The sequence below is a fragment of the Hydrogenophaga sp. Root209 genome (assembly GCF_001428625.1).
Taxonomy (GTDB): Bacteria; Pseudomonadota; Gammaproteobacteria; order Burkholderiales; family Burkholderiaceae_C; genus Hydrogenophaga.
In genome coordinates this window covers 1-15,480 of record NZ_LMIE01000004.1, presented here as the reverse complement: position 1 = coordinate 15,480, position 15,480 = coordinate 1, and the positions used below count along the sequence as shown (strand labels likewise).

Below are 15,480 nucleotides of genomic sequence, written 5' to 3'. Positions count from 1 at the left end.
CCTAGCCCGCGAGGGCTGGGAACAGCTTCACCAGGCCCGTGGCCATCACCTCCACCGACAGCGCGGCCAGGATCAGGCCCATCAGCCGCGTCATCACGTTGATGCCGGTCTGGCCCAGGAAACGCGCGATCGGCTCGGCCAGCGTGAAGCAGATCGCGGTGGCCAGCGCGATCACCACGCCGTAGCCCACCAGCGCGGCGTGCTGGAAGAAGGTCTTGGCCTGGTCGGCGTAGATCACCACGGTGGACATGGTGGCCGGGCCGGTGAGCAGCGGAATGGTGAGCGGCACCACCGCGATGGAGGCCCGTGCCGAGGCGTCGCTCACCTCCAGTTCGTTGGTCTTGGCTTCGGCGGGTTGTGCGTTGAGCATGGACAGCGCCGAGGTCAGCAGCAGCATGCCGCCACCGACCTGGAAGCTGGCCAGCGAGATGCTGAAGAACTCGAGGATCTGCAGGCCGATGATGGCGCAGGTGGCGATCACCGCGAAGGCGCTGAACGCAGAAATCATCACCGTGCGCCGCCGCTGCTTGCGCGAAAAGCCCTGCGTGTAGTGGATGAAGAAAGGCACGATCGCCAGCGGGTTGACGATGGCCAGCAGGGTGATGAGCGGCTTGAAGTCCATGAGTGATTGTGGCCCACCCCCGCCGCGCTGCGCGCGTCCCCCTCAAGGGGGCGCACGCTGGGACCGGCGGAGCCGGATCCTCGCGCGCCCTGGATGGTGCACTTCGCGCCGGTGACAGTGCCTTTCGGGGACTGGCGAAGCAAGCGCGCTAGGGGGTTCCCGGCTCGCGTCTTCTGAACATGCCGTAACCCTCCATGAACAGCACCTTGTCGCCATGCTGGTTGAACATCTCCCAGCTTGTGCGCACCAGGCCCACGTCCAGCCGCTTGCTCATGGGGCGTTTTTCCAGGATGGTGTGTTGCAGACGCAGCGTGTCGCCGGGGAACACGGGCTTGAGCCACTTCAGGCTCTCCAGACCCGGCGAACCCAGGCTGGAGCTCTCATGCAGGAAGTTCGTCACCATCAGCCGCATGGCCATGGCGCAGGTGTGCCAGCCGCTGGCACTGAGCGCGCCGAACACCGACGCCTTGGCCGCCTCGGCATCAAGGTGGAAGGGCTGCGGGTCGAACTGGCGCGCGAAGGCCACCGTTTCCTCTTCGGTCGGCGTGATCGTGCCCAGGTCGCGCGTCTCACCGACCTGCAGGTCTTCCCACCAGTACTTGATGTGTGTGTTGGTCATCTTCAGCGTCCTCCGGATACGTCGAGCAAACTCATGGTGGTGTAGCTGGCCGCGTCGGACAGCAGCCAGGCGATGGCCTGCGCCACCTCGCCCGCCTGGCCGCCGCGCTGCATCGGCACCAGGTGCTGCAGGTCGCGCACGCGGTCGGGCAGACCGCCCGAGGCGTGGATCTCGGTCTCGATCAGGCCGGGTCGCACCGCGTTCACGCGAATGCCTTCGGCGGCCACCTCCTTTGCCAGGCCGATGGTGAAGGCGTCGATGGCGCCTTTGGCCGCGGCGTAGTCCACATACTGCCCTGGCGAGCCCAGGCGCGATGCGGCACTCGACACGTTGACTATTGAGCCGCCTTCGCCGCCGTGTTTCGTGCTCATGCGGCGCACCGCCTCGCGCGCGCACAGCATCGAGCCGATCACGTTGATGTCGAACATGCGGCGCCAGCGCGCCACGCTCATCTCGTCGACCCGCGCGCTCACATCGACCACGCCCGCGTTGTTCACCAGTCCGGTGAGGCGGCCGAGTTTGGCGTCGATCTTCTGGAACATCGCCAGCACCTGGGCCTCATCGGCCACGTCGGCCTGCACCGTGATGGCCGTGCCGCCCAGCTCGCGGATGCCGCGCACCACCTCGTCGGCGGCCAGCGAGTTCGTGGTGTAGTTCACCGCCACCGCCCAGCCTTGCGAGGCCGCCAGCCGCGCCGTGGCCGCACCGATGCCGCGCCCGCCGCCGGTGACCAACAGCACCCGCCCACTCGCCTTGTCCATAACCCGCCTCCTGCAGAATGTGGCGGCATCGCGTACAACACGGGCTCGCCACCAGCCGGTCATTACAACAGCGTCAGGAGATCACCATGCGTCGCACAGTCGACTACTTTTTTGCACCGCAGAGCCCCTGGACCTACCTGGGCCACGAGCGCTTTGCCACCCTGGTGCGCGAGACCGGCGCTGTTGTGCGCGTGCTGCCCATGGACCTGGGCAAGATCTTCCCGCTCTCCGGCGGCCTGCCGCTGCCCAAGCGGGCGCCGCAGCGCCAGGCCTATCGGCTGTTGGAGCTGCGTCGTTTCAGCGACGCGCTGGGCCTGCCGCTGAATCCCGAGCCGCGTTTTTTCCCCGTGGCGGGTGATCCGGCCGCGCGCCTGATCACCGCGGTGGCCATGCACGACGGCGCCGATGCGGCCATGAAGCTGACCGGTGCCGTGACCGCTGCCGTGTGGGCGCAGGAGCGCGACATCGCCGACACAAGCACGCTGGCGGCCTTGCTGGCCGAGTGCGGTCTGGATGCGGCGCGGCTGGGCCAGTCGGAGCAGCCCGATGTGCAGGCACGCTACGACGAACAAACGCAAGCGGCCATCGACGCCAGCGTGTTCGGCGCACCCAGCTACGTGATCGACGGCGAGCTGTTCTGGGGTCAGGACCGGCTCGACTTCGTGGCGCGCAAACTGCGCACTTGAATTTTCTCAACCGACAACAGGAGATATCCCATGGGACACATGATTGAACTCAAGTCCGCTGACGGCACCACCTTTCCGGCTTACGTGGCTGGGCCTGCGGGCAACCCCAAAGCCAAAGGTGGTCTGGTCGTGCTGCAGGAAATCTTCGGCGTGAATTCACACATCCGCTCTGTGGCCGATGGCTACGCGGCCGATGGTTACTTTGTCGTGGCACCCGCCACCTTCCACCGCGTCCAGCCCGGTGTGGACCTGGGCTACACCGAGGCGGACATGAACGCCGGTTTCGGTTTCAAGACCGCCGTGGAGGGCCTGCCCGCGCCCGGCGTGATGGCCGACATCCAGGCCGCGATCGACCACGCGGCCCAGGCCGGCAAGGTCGGCATCGTCGGCTACTGCTGGGGCGGCCTGCTCACCTGGCGCGCGGCCTGCACGCTCACGGGCTTGTCGGCCGCCGTGCCGTACTACGGTGGCGGCATGACCGCGGCTGCCGAAGCCGCGCGTGAGCCGACCGTGCCCGTGATGGTGCATTTCGGCGATCAGGACCATTGGATTCCGATGGACACCATAGAGGTTTTCAAGAAGGCGCAACCCGACGTGACGGTGCACGTGTACGAAGCGAACCACGGCTTCAACTGTGACCAGCGCGGCTCGTACAACGAGGCCGCCGCCAAGCTGGCACGCGAACGCACACTGGCTTTCTTCGCCCAGCACATCGGCTGACGGCGATGCGGCGCGTGGGCCTGCTCAGCGGTCTGATGGCGGTGTGCACGGCCGCAGCGGCGACCGATTACAGCGGCCCGTTGTTTGACGCCCACCTGCATTACAACGACGAGGCCTGCACCCACGACGCGCCGGCGCCGGGCTGCCCACACCCCATGGCCGATGTGCTGGGGCGCATGCAAAAGATCGGTGTGCGCGCGATCGTCGCCAATTCGCGGCCCAACGACGGCACCAAAGCCCTGGCCACCGCGCGCGAGCAGACCCGCGCCGCCGGCGTGGCCGTGGTGCCCTTCGTGCGCCTCTACCGCAACCGCGCCGACTACAGCAACTGGTTCCGCGACCCCACCATCGTGGACATGGTGAACACCGAGCTGGCGCGCTGCACTCCGGCCGGGCCCTACCGTGGCCTGGGTGAGTTTCAGCTGTACGACAGTGCGAACGCCAACGGCCCGGTAGCGAAGCAGCTGATGGCGCTGGCCGAGGCGAAGGACCTGGCTGTGCTGGCGCATGTGGACGATGTGGCGATCGACCTGTTGATGGCGAACACAAGAGCTGGCAGCGCCGATCTGGCGCCGGGCCGCCCCAAGCCGGATCAGCCCCCCCGGGGGGCAGCGACCCGCGAAGCGGCGGAGCGTGGGGGCTTTCGTTTGATCTGGGCGCACACCGGCATCGGTGGCACGCCCGCTGCCCGGGTGGACGAGTTGTTCGCGCGGTATCCGAAGTTGATGGGCGAACTCTCCTACCGCCCGGGCCTGACATGCGCCGATGGCCAGCTCTGCCCCGAGTGGCGGGTGCTGCTGCTCAAGTACCCTGACCGTTTCCTCATCGGCTCGGACACCTGGATCAACCAGCGCTGGCAGTACTACGACGAGCTCATGAAGGGCTACCGCACCTGGCTCGGCGGCTTGCCCATCGATGTGGCGCGGCGCATCGCCTGGGACAACGGCGCCCGGCTGTTTGGCGTGGCCACGCCCACACCCTGAGAGGGACGTCAGCGCCCCGATCGCACCAGGTACCGCTTGCGCCAGAACAGCACGCCCAGCACCACGGCGGTCAGCACCATTGAACCAATGGCCCACCAGAAGCCGGTCTGCTGGTGAAGCAGAGGGATGAACTGAAAGTTCATGCCGAAGATGCCAGCGATCAGATTCAGCGGCAGGAAGATGGCGGTGAGCGCGGTGAGCGTGCGCATGATGTCGTTGGTGCGGTTGCTCTGCGCCGAGAAATGCATCTGCACCGCGGTCTCGGCGTTCTGCTCCAGCCGGCGCACGTGGTGCACCACGCGTTCGATGTGCTCAAGCACATCGCGCGATCGCACCTTGAGCAACTCCAGCCCGCGTTGTCCGCCGATGGACTCGTTCGGTTCCCAGGTGGCGATCGCTTCGATCCAGTCCTGGATGGCCGAGCGCTGGTCTTCGCAGATCTCGTCGAGCTGGTGCAGCGAGATGCGCGCGTCCAGCAGCGAGCCCCAGTTGCTGAAACGGGCCTTGGGTTGCAGGAGTTCGGTTTGCCAGTGATCGAGCTGGCGCGTGAGTTCGCGCCGAAGATCCAGGTAGCCATCCACCATCTGGTTGACGATCCGCAACATCAGGTCGGCCGGACTGGGGGGCAGGTGCACACCTGCGGCGCGCGAGGCTGCGCTGGCGGCGGACATCAAGCGGGTGGTGTATTGGTCCAGCACCTGGCAGCCTGCGGGGTGCACGGTGAGCAACACGCGGTCGAACACCGCGAAGCCCACCGGGCTGGTGTCGATGCGCCGCAGCACCGGCGGGCCGCCACGCTTGGTCGACTGCGTGAGGAACGTGCCCGGGTGAGCGAGATCGGTTTCGGTGTGACCGGCCGCCAGCCGGCGAAACACCAGGATGTCGTACTGCGAGGTGTAGTCGTAGTGCGAGGGCAGCTGGTTGTTGAGCAGGTCAGACGTGTGCAGGTCCACCAGTGTCATGCCGCACAGCACCTGCAGCGTGGATTGCACGGCGCCCTGCTCCAGCTCGAACTCACGCCGCCCGCAGGCGATCCACACGTAGCCTTTTCCGGGCAGCACCATCGGCAGGCTCGTGGACTCGCTCACCGAGCCGGGCAGGATGTGGAAGATGCGCATGGGGTGGGTTCAGCCGCGCAGCAGCCGGGCGGCGTCTCGCGCGAAATAGGTCAACACGCCGTCGGCACCCGCGCGCTTGAAGGCCAGCAGGCTTTCCATCATCACCGCGTCGTGGTCCAGCCAGCCGTTGATGGCCGCGGCCTTGAGCATCGCGTACTCACCGCTCACCTGATAGGCGAAGGTGGGCACGGCGAACTCGTCCTTGACCCGGCGCACGATGTCCAGGTAGGGCATGCCGGGCTTGACCATCACCATGTCGGCGCCCTCGGCCAGGTCCAGCGCCACCTCGCGCAGCGCCTCGTTGGAATTGCCCGGGTCCATCTGGTAGACCTTCTTGTCGGCCTTGCCCAGGTTGGCGGCCGAACCCACCGCGTCTCGGAACGGGCCATAGAACGCGCTGGCGTACTTGGCGCTGTAGGCCATGATCTTCGTGTGCACCAGACCGTTGGCTTCGAGTGCCGCGCGAATGGCGCCGATGCGCCCGTCCATCATGTCGCTGGGCGCGACCATGTCCACGCCCGCCTGGGCCTGGGTCACCGCCTGCTTCACCAGGATCTCCACCGTGGGATCGTTCAGGATGTAGTTGTGCTCGTCCAGCAGGCCGTCCTGGCCGTGGCTGGTGTAGGGGTCGAGCGCCACGTCGGTCATCACGCCAAGCTGCGGAAAGCGCTTTTTCAGTTCGCGCACCACGCGCGGCACCAGGCCGTCGGGGTTCAGTGCTTCCTGGCCGTCGGGCGTCTTCAGGGACTGGTCGATCACCGGAAACAGCGCCATCACCGGAATGCCCAGCGCCACACAGTCCTCGGCCACTGGCAGCAGCAGGTCCAGGCTCAGGCGCTCCACGCCCGGCATCGAGCCCACCGCTTCGCGTCGAGCCGCGCCGTCGAGCACGAACACGGGGTAGATCAGGTCGGCCGGGCTCAACCGATGCTCGCGCACCAGATCGCGGGTGAACGGATCCCGGCGCAGGCGACGGGGGCGGCTGAAGGGGTAGGGTGCGGGGTTGTGCATCGGCCTATTGTGGCAAACGGCAAACCGTTGCGTGTGACGCTCGGTGCCCTTGCTCCGGGTAGGGTGCGGGCTTGGGCGATCTGAAATTAGGCAGCATTGTGTTGAACTCCACAGTAAGAAGAAATGATTGGTACCTCCCTACGGTTCCCACGGACCCGATGGTGATAATTTCGGGTCCCAGCCCGCGTGCGGCCCCATTTCATCGACCATGCTTTCAGTCAAAAAGAACATTGCCAGCGTGCCTGCCGCCGCGAAGTCGGGCGGCCAGGCCGATTTGCCCTGGTCGCTGGACGAGCATTGGCCCGCCCTGGTGGCGCGCTTGGCCGACCAGGTTACCGAGGGCGTCAGCGCGCTTCAAAACAGCATCGATCTGTTGCTTTCGAAGGAGCGCATCACGCGCTTGGAACACCGGGCACTGAGCATCCCCACCGAACGCTTGAAGGTCGCCGGCATCAGTGCTCAGCAAATCAACCGCTTCTACGGTGGCCGCATTCGCCAGTCGCACGAAAAGGTCGACATGGCCCAGTTGGTCGAGGGTGTGCTACAGGAGCGCAAGAACGAACTCAGCGTGCTCGGTATCGAGCTGCGCCGAAAGCTCAAGTCGGTGGAGGTGCTGGTGGACCCCACGGTGGCCTACGCCTTCGTGAACGCGGTGCTCGACTGGGGATTGCCGTTTGGCAGTCGCATCGACGTGCGCATGGACTTGAACGCCTGGCCCAGGCACGCTCGCTTGCAGGTTCGCGTGTCCAACGATGGCCTGCCGCCATCCAGTACCGCCATGTTGGACAGTTTGAGCTGGGTGCTCATCCGTCAGATTGCACAGACCGCTGGCGGTATCGAAATCGCCCGAGAGACCACCGACGATGGTGTGAATTTCACGGCCATGTTCACGCGCACCGTCCAGGCCGTGGACGGCATTTCCGCCGTGGAGCTCTCCGATGACCATTCATCGATGTTCAAGTCGCTCTCCGGGATCTATGTATTGACGATTTCGCCAGCGCTGCAGATTCGTGCCGATGTGCGAGACGCTCTGCGCGAAATTGGTGTCCTGTCTGACAGCGTGGTCGATTTCGAGCAAGCCCGTGAGGCGATTCGCAGCCGAATGCCGAACCTGATCGTCGTGGACGCAGGGATCAAGGGCGACGCTTTCGATCTCTTCCGGCGCGAACTGCTTCGCGAGGTCTTCGAGTTCCCCTTCATTGAGATCTCGCCCGACGACAGCTCGTTCGACATGTCGGGCTTCGGTGAACTTTCCATGGCCAAAGTCGGGCGCGGGAACATCCGTGAGGCGCTGGGCACAGCGGTCATGTTCGAACTCGCCAAGATGATGTAACTCAATTTGCCTACATCATCTCGGCAGCAGATTCAATGTCAAAGTTGACAGGTCAAAGTTGGATATCCGTTTTTATTGGTGTACTATTTAAGTGGGCCGCTGAAAGGTGGCTCCCCGCTTTTCCTCCCTGAGCGGGTGCCTTAGTGTGTGACAGCAAAAAGGCTTCCCAACCCGGCCCATCTGGCCGGGTTTTTTTTGGTTGCCAGCTGACAGAGCCCGCAGACTGCGCCCTGTCAATGACTGTGGCGCGCACTACACTGACCGCATGCTCTGGGTCAAATCCTTTCACATCGTTTTCGTGGCCAGCTGGTTCGCCGGTCTCTTCTACCTGCCCCGAATTTTTGTGAATCTGGCCATGGTGCCGCCCGAGAGCGTGGCCGAACGTGAGCGCTTGCTCTTGATGGCGCGCAAGCTGATGCGGTTCACCAGTTTGCTGGCTGTGCCTGCGTTGATCCTGGGGCTGTGGTTGTGGCTGGGCTATGGGATCGGCTGGGGAGCGGGCAATGGATGGATGCACGCCAAACTGTTCGTGGTGCTGCTGGCACTGGGCTATCACCACACCTGCGGCGTGATGCTCAGGCAGTTCTCCCGAGGCGCCAACCGTCGCAACCATGTCTGGTACCGCTGGTTCAACGAGGCGCCGGTGATCCTGCTGGTGGCCGCGGTGGTCCTGGTGGTCGTCAAGCCCTTCTGACGTTTTGAAAGCGCGCTCATCCGCCTGGCCTCTGGCGTTTCTGTTCGCCTGTCTGGTGGCGTACGCCAGCCTGTACCCCTTCACCGGGTGGCGTGATCAAGGCGTGGTGCCGCTGGCGTTCTTGCAGGCGCCTTTCCCCCAGTACTGGACTGGTTTCGATGTCGCTTCCAACCTGGTGGGCTACGCTCCGCTGGGCTTCCTGTTGGCGCTCGCCTTGCAACGCTCCGGCTCCTCTCACTGGTCGTGGGTGGTGGCGCTGGGTTTGCCGGCGTTGCTGTCCTTGACGGTGGAGATGTTGCAGAGCTACCTGCCCATGAGGGTGTCGTCGAATGTGGATCTGGTCTTGAATGTGGCAGGCGCAGCGCTGGGGGTGGCGCTGGCGCTGCTGATCGAGCGCCTGGGCGCGCTGCGCCGCTGGAGCCAGATCCGCGCCAACTGGTTCGAGCCCTCTGCCCATGGGAGCCTCGTTCTGCTGGCGCTGTGGCCTTGTGCCCTGCTGTACCCCCAGCCGGTTCCATTCGGCCTGGGCCATGTCTGGGACCGGCTGGAGTCGGGCCTTACCGCGTTGCTGGTCGACACGCCGTTTCTGGAGTGGGTGCCCGTGCGTGAGTTCGCACCCGCACCCTTGAGCCCGCTGGCCGAGGCGTTCTGCATTGGCCTGAGCGTGTTGGCACCCCTGCTCATGGGCTACGCCGACATGCGTTCGCGGACCCGTCGGATAGTCTTCTGCGGCTTGCTGCTGGGTGGCGCCGTGTGCGTGGCAGGCTTGTCGGCCGCACTGACCTATGGCCCTGACCATGCGTGGGCATGGATCACGCCGCAGGCCCAGCTCGGCCTGACAGCGGCCCTGGTGGCGGGAGTGCTTTTTGTGGCCCTGCCACGCCGTATGTGCAACGTGGTCATGCTGTTGTGCTTGGCGGTGTCGCTGAGCCTGCTCAATGGCGCGCCCGTCAGCCCCTATTTCGCCCAGTCTCTGGAGGTCTGGGAGCAAGGGCGTTTCATCCGATTCCATGGCTTGTCCCAATGGCTGGGCTGGTTGTGGCCCTTCGCCGCGCTCGTGTTCGGGTTGTTGGCGGTCTCCCGTTCAGCGTCTGCGTCCGCACGCGCCTCTAAAATCGATTCATGACTGAAAACAAGTCTTATTACGAGCGCCACATCTTTTTCTGTCTCAATCAGCGGGACAACGGCGAAGCCTGCTGCGCCGATCACAAAGCGCAGGCTGCATTCGACCGCTGCAAATCACAAGCCAAGTCGCTCGGCCTTCTGGGCGCGGGCAAGGTTCGCGTGAACAAGGCGGGTTGTCTGGACCGTTGCGCAGGTGGCCCGATCGCCGTGGTCTACCCGGAAGCCGTCTGGTACAGCTACGTCGATGAGCACGACATCGACGAAATCGTGCAATCGCACCTGCGCGACGGCGTGGTGGTGCAACGGCTGGTGACGCCGGCCGATGTGGGGCGCTGAGCTTCCAGTGCACGCAAATCACGTGGTGAATCCAGACCCCGAGGCCGGAGTATGAACGCCCAAACGGAAGTCCTGACGATGACGGGCCCTTCGGGGCAGATTGAGCTGGCCGTTGACAGGCCCGAGCTTGCCTCGCGAGGCGTGGCGGTGATCGCGCATCCTCATCCGCTGCATGGCGGCACGCTGACCAACAAAGTGGTGCAAACGTTGGCTCGGGCCTGTGTGCAGGCGGGTTTGACTGCGGTGCGGTTCAACTTCAGGGGGGTGGGTGCCAGCGAGGGCGTGTACGACGAAGGCCGGGGCGAGCTCGATGATCTGTTGGCCGTGGTCGCCGCCCATGCCGCCGAAGGCCCTCTGTTTCTGGCTGGCTTCTCGTTCGGGGCATTCGTCACCAGTCACGCGGCCGTTAGGTTGCACGCGTCGCGCGACATCCAGCGCCTGGTGCTCATCGGTACGGCAGCCAGCCGATTCGACGCTGCGCCCGTGCCCGCGGAACTCCACGCCCGAACCTTGGTCGTTCATGGGGAGCAGGACGATACTGTTCCCTTGTCCAGCGTGATGGACTGGGCCCGACCCCAGGTGTTGCCGGTGTTGGTGGTGCCCGGCGGAGGCCATTTTTTTCACGGCCAGCTCCCTATGTTGCGGGAATTGGTGTTGCGTCACCTGCGCGCCTGAGGCTGCGCAGGCGTTTTTTTGACCCCCTTCTCTAAGGACCGGATTTTGTTGCGTCGCCTTTCTTCTGTTTTTCTGTCTGCCTGTCTGATGGCAGGCTCGGTGTTGCCTGCTTCGGCCCAGATGCCTCAAGCCCCGGAGGTGGCGGCCAAGGCATATCTGTTGATGGATGTGACGTCCGGGCAGATCTTGGCAGCCATGAACCCCGATCAGTCCGTTGAGCCCGCATCGCTGACCAAGCTGATGACGGCCTACATTGTTTTTGACGCGCTCAAGGCCGGCAAGATCAGCCTCACGCAGACCATGCCTGTGAGTGAGCGCGCCTGGAAGATGCCCGGCTCACGCATGTTCATCGACCCCAAGATGCAGGTGCCGGTGGAAGATCTCATCAAAGGCATGATCGTGCAGTCGGGCAACGACGCCACCGTGGCCTTGGCCGAAGGCGTGGCCGGTTCGGCGGAGCGTTTTGTGGAACTCATGAATGCGCAAGCCAAATCCCTGGGCATGAATTCGACCAGTTACCGCAACGCGGAGGGTCTGACCGAGGCAGGTCATACAACCACTGCCCGTGACCTGGCCATCCTGGCCAACCGCCTGATGACCGACTTCCCGCAGTACGTTCCGTACTATTCGATCCAGCGTTACCGCTATCCCGGCACGCCTGCGACCAACGACACCAACCGCAACCTGCTGTTGTTTCGCGACCCCAGCGTGGATGGCTTGAAGACGGGGCACACCAGCGCAGCGGGATATTGCCTGGTCGCGTCGGCGCGGCGTCAGGTGCCAGGTCTGGGTGAAGGCGCACAGGGCCAGCGACGTCTCATCAGCATCCTGCTGGGCGCGTCCAGCGAAAACGCCCGTGCTGCAGAGACCCAGAAACTCCTGAATTGGGGCTATACCGCCTTTGAGGCTGTGCGCCTGTTTCCTGCCGATGGCCCCGTGGCCACGCCCCGAGTCTGGAAGGGCAAGTCCGAACAAGTCCGCCTGGGTCGTCCCGAAGGCGTGGTTGTCTCTGTTCCGGCGGGCGAAGGCTCGAAGCTCAAGACCGAGGTGGTTCGCCCCGACCCGCTGGTGGCGCCGTTCAACCGGGGCGACGCTCTGGGTACGCTGCGCGTGAGCTTGGCCAACGGCACGAAAGTGGCCGAAATTCCCCTTGTCGTCATGGACACGGTGGAAGAAAGTGGCGTGTTTGGCCGTGCCTGGGACGCCATCCGCCTCTGGATCCAGTGATCCTTCTGTGGCCCTGAATTGCCAGGGGGCCGGCCCCGTGCTACATTAGTCGGCTTTTCGGAATTTTCCGAAGAGCTTTCCGTTTTCGCTTTTTTCAAACGTTTAGGGACGTTTTCAATGCCAACCATCAATCAACTCGTGCGCCACGGCCGGGAGGTCGAAAAGACCAAATCCAAGAGCCCGGCCATGGAAAACTCTCCGCAGCGTCGCGGTGTGTGCACCCGTGTGTACACCACGACCCCCAAGAAGCCCAACTCCGCTCTGCGTAAAGTCGCCAAAGTGCGCCTGACCAACGGTTTTGAGGTCATCTCCTACATCGGCGGCGAAGGCCACAACCTCCAGGAGCACAGCGTCGTGCTGGTTCGCGGTGGTCGTGTCAAGGATTTGCCCGGTGTGCGTTATCACATCGTGCGTGGCTCGCTCGACTTGCAAGGCGTGAAAGACCGCAAGCAGTCTCGCTCCAAGTACGGCGCGAAGAAGCCCAAGGCCAAGTAATCCTGGTTCGAATTCAAGGTGCTGTTTCCCGCGTGGCGCGGTGAATCAGCGTAGTGACCCGAAGCGCGGAATTGTCCGTGTGGGTCGAGTAAGTGGGGGTTCCAATGACCTCCGCGGTGCCTGCCCAGGTGCCAACTGAAGCAATATGAGGTGAAAAAATGCCACGTCGTCGCGAAGTCCCTAAACGTGAAATCCTGCCGGATCCCAAGTTCGGCAATGTCGAGCTCTCCAAGTTCATGAACGTGATCATGGAGGGCGGCAAGAAAGCTGTCGCCGAGCGCATCATTTATGGCGCGCTGGAGCAAATTGAGAAGAAGAGCGGCAAAGACCCGGTTGAAATCTTCTCGGTCGCCATCAACAACGTCAAGCCCATGGTGGAGGTCAAGTCCCGCCGTGTCGGTGGCGCCAACTACCAGGTGCCCGTTGAAGTGCGCCCCGTCCGTCGTCTGGCGCTGTCGATGCGCTGGATCAAGGAAGCCGCGCGCAAGCGCAGCGAAAAGTCCATGGCCCTGCGCCTGGCAAACGAGCTGATTGAAGCCACCGAAGGCCGTGGCGGCGCCATGAAAAAGCGCGATGAAGTGCACCGCATGGCCGAGGCCAACAAGGCCTTCAGCCACTTCCGCTTCTGATCCGGGCTACAGCCCTTTAGAGCATCCAGAACCGAGAGCCCGCATCCCTTGTCCCAAGGGTGGCGGGCTCGACCCCTTTTCGGAGTATTTCCATGTCCCGCATCACGCCCCTCGAGCGCTATCGCAACATTGGTATTTCCGCGCACATCGATGCCGGCAAGACCACCACCACCGAACGCATCCTGTTCTACACCGGTGTGAATCACAAGATCGGTGAAGTTCACGATGGCGCTGCCACCATGGACTGGATGGAGCAGGAGCAGGAGCGCGGCATCACGATCACTTCGGCTGCCACCACCTGCTTCTGGAAGGGCATGGACATGTCCTTCCCCGAGCACCGCATCAACATCATCGACACCCCCGGCCACGTGGACTTCACCATCGAGGTGGAGCGTTCCATGCGCGTGCTGGACGGCGCCTGCATGGTTTACTGCGCAGTGGGCGGTGTTCAGCCCCAGTCGGAAACCGTCTGGCGCCAAGCCAACAAATACAAGGTGCCCCGCTTGGCTTTCGTGAACAAGATGGACCGCACCGGTGCCAACTTCTTCAAGGTCGTCGAGCAGATGAAGTTGCGCCTGAAGGCCAATCCCGTGCCCATCGTGATCCCGATCGGTGCCGAGGAAAACTTCACTGGTGTGGTTGACCTGCGCAAGATGAAGGCCATCATCTGGGACGAAGCATCCCAGGGTATGAAGTTCGAGTTCCAGGAAATCCCGGCCGAACTGCTCGAAACCGCCAAGATCTGGCGCGAGAAGATGGTCGAGGCCGCTGCGGAAGCGTCGGAAGAGCTGATGAACAAGTACCTCGAAGAGGGCGACCTCTCCGAGGAAGAGATCACCCGCGGCCTGCGCGTGCGCACGCTGGCGGTCGAGATCCAGCCGATGCTCTGTGGCACCGCCTTCAAGAACAAGGGTGTGCAGCGCATGCTGGACGCCGTGATCGAACTCATGCCTTCGCCTGTGGACATTGAAGACGTCAAGGGCACGGATGATGACGAGGAAGTCACCAGCCGCCGGCCCGATGACAACGAGAAGTTCTCTGCCTTGGCATTCAAGCTGATGACCGACCCGTACGTGGGCCAGCTCACGTTTGTGCGCGTGTACTCCGGCGTGATGAAGAAAGGCGACTCGGTCTACAACCCCATCAAGGGCAAGAAGGAGCGCATCGGCCGTATCGTGCAGATGCACGCCAACAACCGCCAGGAAGTGGAAGAGATCCGCGCCGGTGACATCGCTGCCTGCGTGGGCCTCAAAGACGTGACCACGGGCGAAACCCTGTGCGATCCCGAAGCCATCATCATGCTGGAGCGCATGGTCTTCCCCGAGCCCGTGATTGCACAGGCCGTGGAACCCAAGACCAAGGCCGACCAGGAAAAGATGGGCATCGCCCTGCAACGCCTGGCCGCTGAAGATCCTTCGTTCCGCGTCAAGACCGACGAAGAGTCGGGCCAGACCATCATCGCCGGCATGGGCGAGCTCCACCTCGAAATTCTGGTGGACCGCATGAAGCGCGAATTCGGCGTGGAAGCCAACGTGGGCAAGCCACAAGTGGCCTACCGCGAAACCATCCGCAAGGAAGTGCCGGATGCCGAAGGCAAGTTCGTTCGCCAGTCGGGCGGCAAGGGTCAGTACGGTCACGTGGTGTTCAAGATCGAGCCCAACGAAGCCGGCAAGGGCTTCGAGTTCGTTGACGCCATCAAAGGTGGTGTGGTGCCGCGCGAATACATCCCTGCGGTGGAAAAGGGCGTCATCGAAGCGCTGACCACGGGCGTGCTCGCCGGCTATCCGGTGGTGGACGTCAAGGTCACGCTGCACTTCGGCTCGTACCACGACGTTGACTCGTCTGAAATGGCCTTCAAGATGGCTGCCATCTTCGGTTTCAAGGAAGGCTGCCGCAAGGCCAGCCCGGTGATCCTGGAGCCCATGATGGCCGTGGAAGTGGAAACGCCAGAAGACTACGCCGGCAACGTGATGGGCGATCTGTCCAGCCGCCGCGGCATGGTGCAGGGCATGGAAGACATGGTCGGTGGCGGCAAGGCCATCAAGGCAGAAGTGCCCCTGTCCGAGATGTTCGGCTATTCCACGACCCTGCGTTCGATGTCGCAAGGCCGTGCCACGTACTCGATGGAGTTCAAGCACTACGCCGAAGCACCGCGCAACGTGGCTGAAGCCATCGTTGCCGCTCGCGCGAAGTGAGAAAGTTGAGGGCAGGTCACCACAGGTGCTCTGCCCTCGGCCAACAAAGTTTTAGCCGGTCTGCGATCACGCGCCGCCCTGTCCCCGTGCGGGGCGAACCAGCAGTGTGGTGCAGACCTTAAACCGTGACACGGGTTTGTTCTTTAGGAATTGAAAATGGCAAAAGAGAAATTTGAGCGGACCAAGCCGCACGTGAACGTGGGCACGATTGGACACGTTGACCACGGCAAGACGACGCTGACGGCGGCGAT

Annotated in this window: 18 protein-coding genes; 13 read left to right on the top strand and 5 right to left on the bottom strand. The window is 63.6% G+C overall.

The annotated features are described in order from the left end of the window. Position 1: 1 nt before the first annotated feature. The 3 genes from ASE11_RS04535 to ASE11_RS04525 all read right to left on the bottom strand — a co-directional run bounded on the left by ASE11_RS04535 (position 2) and on the right by ASE11_RS04525 (position 2,002). Entirely contained in the window at positions 2-622 is a 621-nt protein-coding gene (locus ASE11_RS04535; RefSeq protein WP_056266921.1) for a MarC family protein, read from the bottom strand. A 148-nt stretch (positions 623-770) separates the two neighbouring features. Then, a complete protein-coding gene (locus ASE11_RS04530) occupies positions 771-1,241 on the bottom strand; it encodes a MaoC family dehydratase (protein ID WP_056266918.1) in 471 nt (156 codons plus the stop codon). A gap of 2 nt (positions 1,242-1,243) precedes the next feature. Continuing rightward, positions 1,244-2,002 (bottom strand): SDR family oxidoreductase, encoded by a 759-nt coding sequence (locus ASE11_RS04525; RefSeq protein WP_056266914.1) that lies wholly within the window; start codon positions 2,000-2,002, stop codon positions 1,244-1,246. Positions 2,003-2,088: 86 nt separating this feature from the next. Here ASE11_RS04525 and ASE11_RS04520 point away from each other — a divergent pair, with 86 nt between their 5' ends. The 3 genes from ASE11_RS04520 to ASE11_RS04510 are packed head-to-tail and all read left to right on the top strand — an operon-like array spanning position 2,089 to position 4,391. Further along, positions 2,089-2,688: a 2-hydroxychromene-2-carboxylate isomerase gene (locus ASE11_RS04520; protein ID WP_056266912.1), complete on the top strand. Its 600-nt coding sequence runs from the start codon at positions 2,089-2,091 to the stop codon at positions 2,686-2,688. Positions 2,689-2,718: 30 nt separating this feature from the next. Further along, positions 2,719-3,408, top strand: coding sequence for a dienelactone hydrolase family protein (locus ASE11_RS04515; RefSeq protein WP_056266910.1), 690 nt, complete (start codon positions 2,719-2,721; stop codon positions 3,406-3,408). Between the two features lie 5 nt (positions 3,409-3,413). Continuing rightward, positions 3,414-4,391: a hypothetical protein gene (locus tag ASE11_RS04510; protein WP_056266907.1), complete on the top strand. Its 978-nt coding sequence runs from the start codon at positions 3,414-3,416 to the stop codon at positions 4,389-4,391. An 8-nt stretch (positions 4,392-4,399) separates the two neighbouring features. Here the strand turns inward: ASE11_RS04510 and ASE11_RS04505 are convergent, their stop codons facing one another. Then, entirely contained in the window at positions 4,400-5,509 is a 1,110-nt protein-coding gene (locus tag ASE11_RS04505; RefSeq protein ID WP_056266903.1) for a magnesium transporter CorA family protein, read from the bottom strand. Between the two features lie 9 nt (positions 5,510-5,518). Then, a complete protein-coding gene (hemB, locus tag ASE11_RS04500) occupies positions 5,519-6,520 on the bottom strand; it encodes a porphobilinogen synthase (RefSeq protein ID WP_056266897.1) in 1,002 nt (333 codons plus the stop codon). Between the two features lie 208 nt (positions 6,521-6,728). Here hemB and ASE11_RS04495 point away from each other — a divergent pair, with 208 nt between their 5' ends. The 10 genes from ASE11_RS04495 to ASE11_RS04450 all read left to right on the top strand — a co-directional run. Beyond that, entirely contained in the window at positions 6,729-7,853 is a 1,125-nt protein-coding gene (locus tag ASE11_RS04495; RefSeq protein WP_056266893.1) for a hypothetical protein, read from the top strand. Positions 7,854-8,118: 265 nt separating this feature from the next. Further along, positions 8,119-8,547, top strand: a complete 429-nt coding sequence (locus tag ASE11_RS04490; RefSeq protein WP_056266891.1) for a CopD family protein — start codon at positions 8,119-8,121, stop codon at positions 8,545-8,547. A gap of 4 nt (positions 8,548-8,551) precedes the next feature. Beyond that, positions 8,552-9,673, top strand: a complete 1,122-nt coding sequence (locus ASE11_RS04485) for a VanZ family protein (RefSeq protein WP_056266888.1) — start codon at positions 8,552-8,554, stop codon at positions 9,671-9,673. Next, positions 9,670-10,008 carry a (2Fe-2S) ferredoxin domain-containing protein gene (locus ASE11_RS04480; RefSeq protein WP_056266883.1) on the top strand — a complete coding sequence of 113 codons (339 nt, stop codon included), beginning with the start codon at positions 9,670-9,672 and terminating at the stop codon, positions 10,006-10,008. Before ASE11_RS04485 ends, ASE11_RS04480 begins: the two co-directional genes overlap by 4 nt. 51 nt (positions 10,009-10,059) lie before the next feature. Then, positions 10,060-10,683 (top strand): alpha/beta hydrolase, encoded by a 624-nt coding sequence (locus ASE11_RS04475; protein ID WP_056266880.1) that lies wholly within the window; start codon positions 10,060-10,062, stop codon positions 10,681-10,683. Between the two features lie 87 nt (positions 10,684-10,770). Next, positions 10,771-11,910: a D-alanyl-D-alanine carboxypeptidase family protein gene (locus ASE11_RS04470; RefSeq protein WP_056266877.1), complete on the top strand. Its 1,140-nt coding sequence runs from the start codon at positions 10,771-10,773 to the stop codon at positions 11,908-11,910. Positions 11,911-12,027: 117 nt separating this feature from the next. Continuing rightward, the gene (gene rpsL / locus ASE11_RS04465; protein WP_056266875.1) at positions 12,028-12,405 is read left to right on the top strand and encodes a 30S ribosomal protein S12; all 378 of its coding nucleotides are present in this window, start codon (positions 12,028-12,030) and stop codon (positions 12,403-12,405) included. Between the two features lie 158 nt (positions 12,406-12,563). After that, positions 12,564-13,034, top strand: coding sequence for a 30S ribosomal protein S7 (gene rpsG, locus ASE11_RS04460; protein WP_056266870.1), 471 nt, complete (start codon positions 12,564-12,566; stop codon positions 13,032-13,034). 92 nt (positions 13,035-13,126) lie between these two features. Further along, on the top strand, positions 13,127-15,229 hold the full coding sequence (fusA, locus tag ASE11_RS04455; protein WP_056266867.1) for an elongation factor G: 2,103 nt from the start codon (positions 13,127-13,129) through the stop codon (positions 15,227-15,229). 156 nt (positions 15,230-15,385) lie between these two features. Next, the coding region (locus ASE11_RS04450) for a GTP-binding protein (protein WP_018003793.1) at positions 15,386-15,480 on the top strand (95 nt) is incomplete at its 3' end.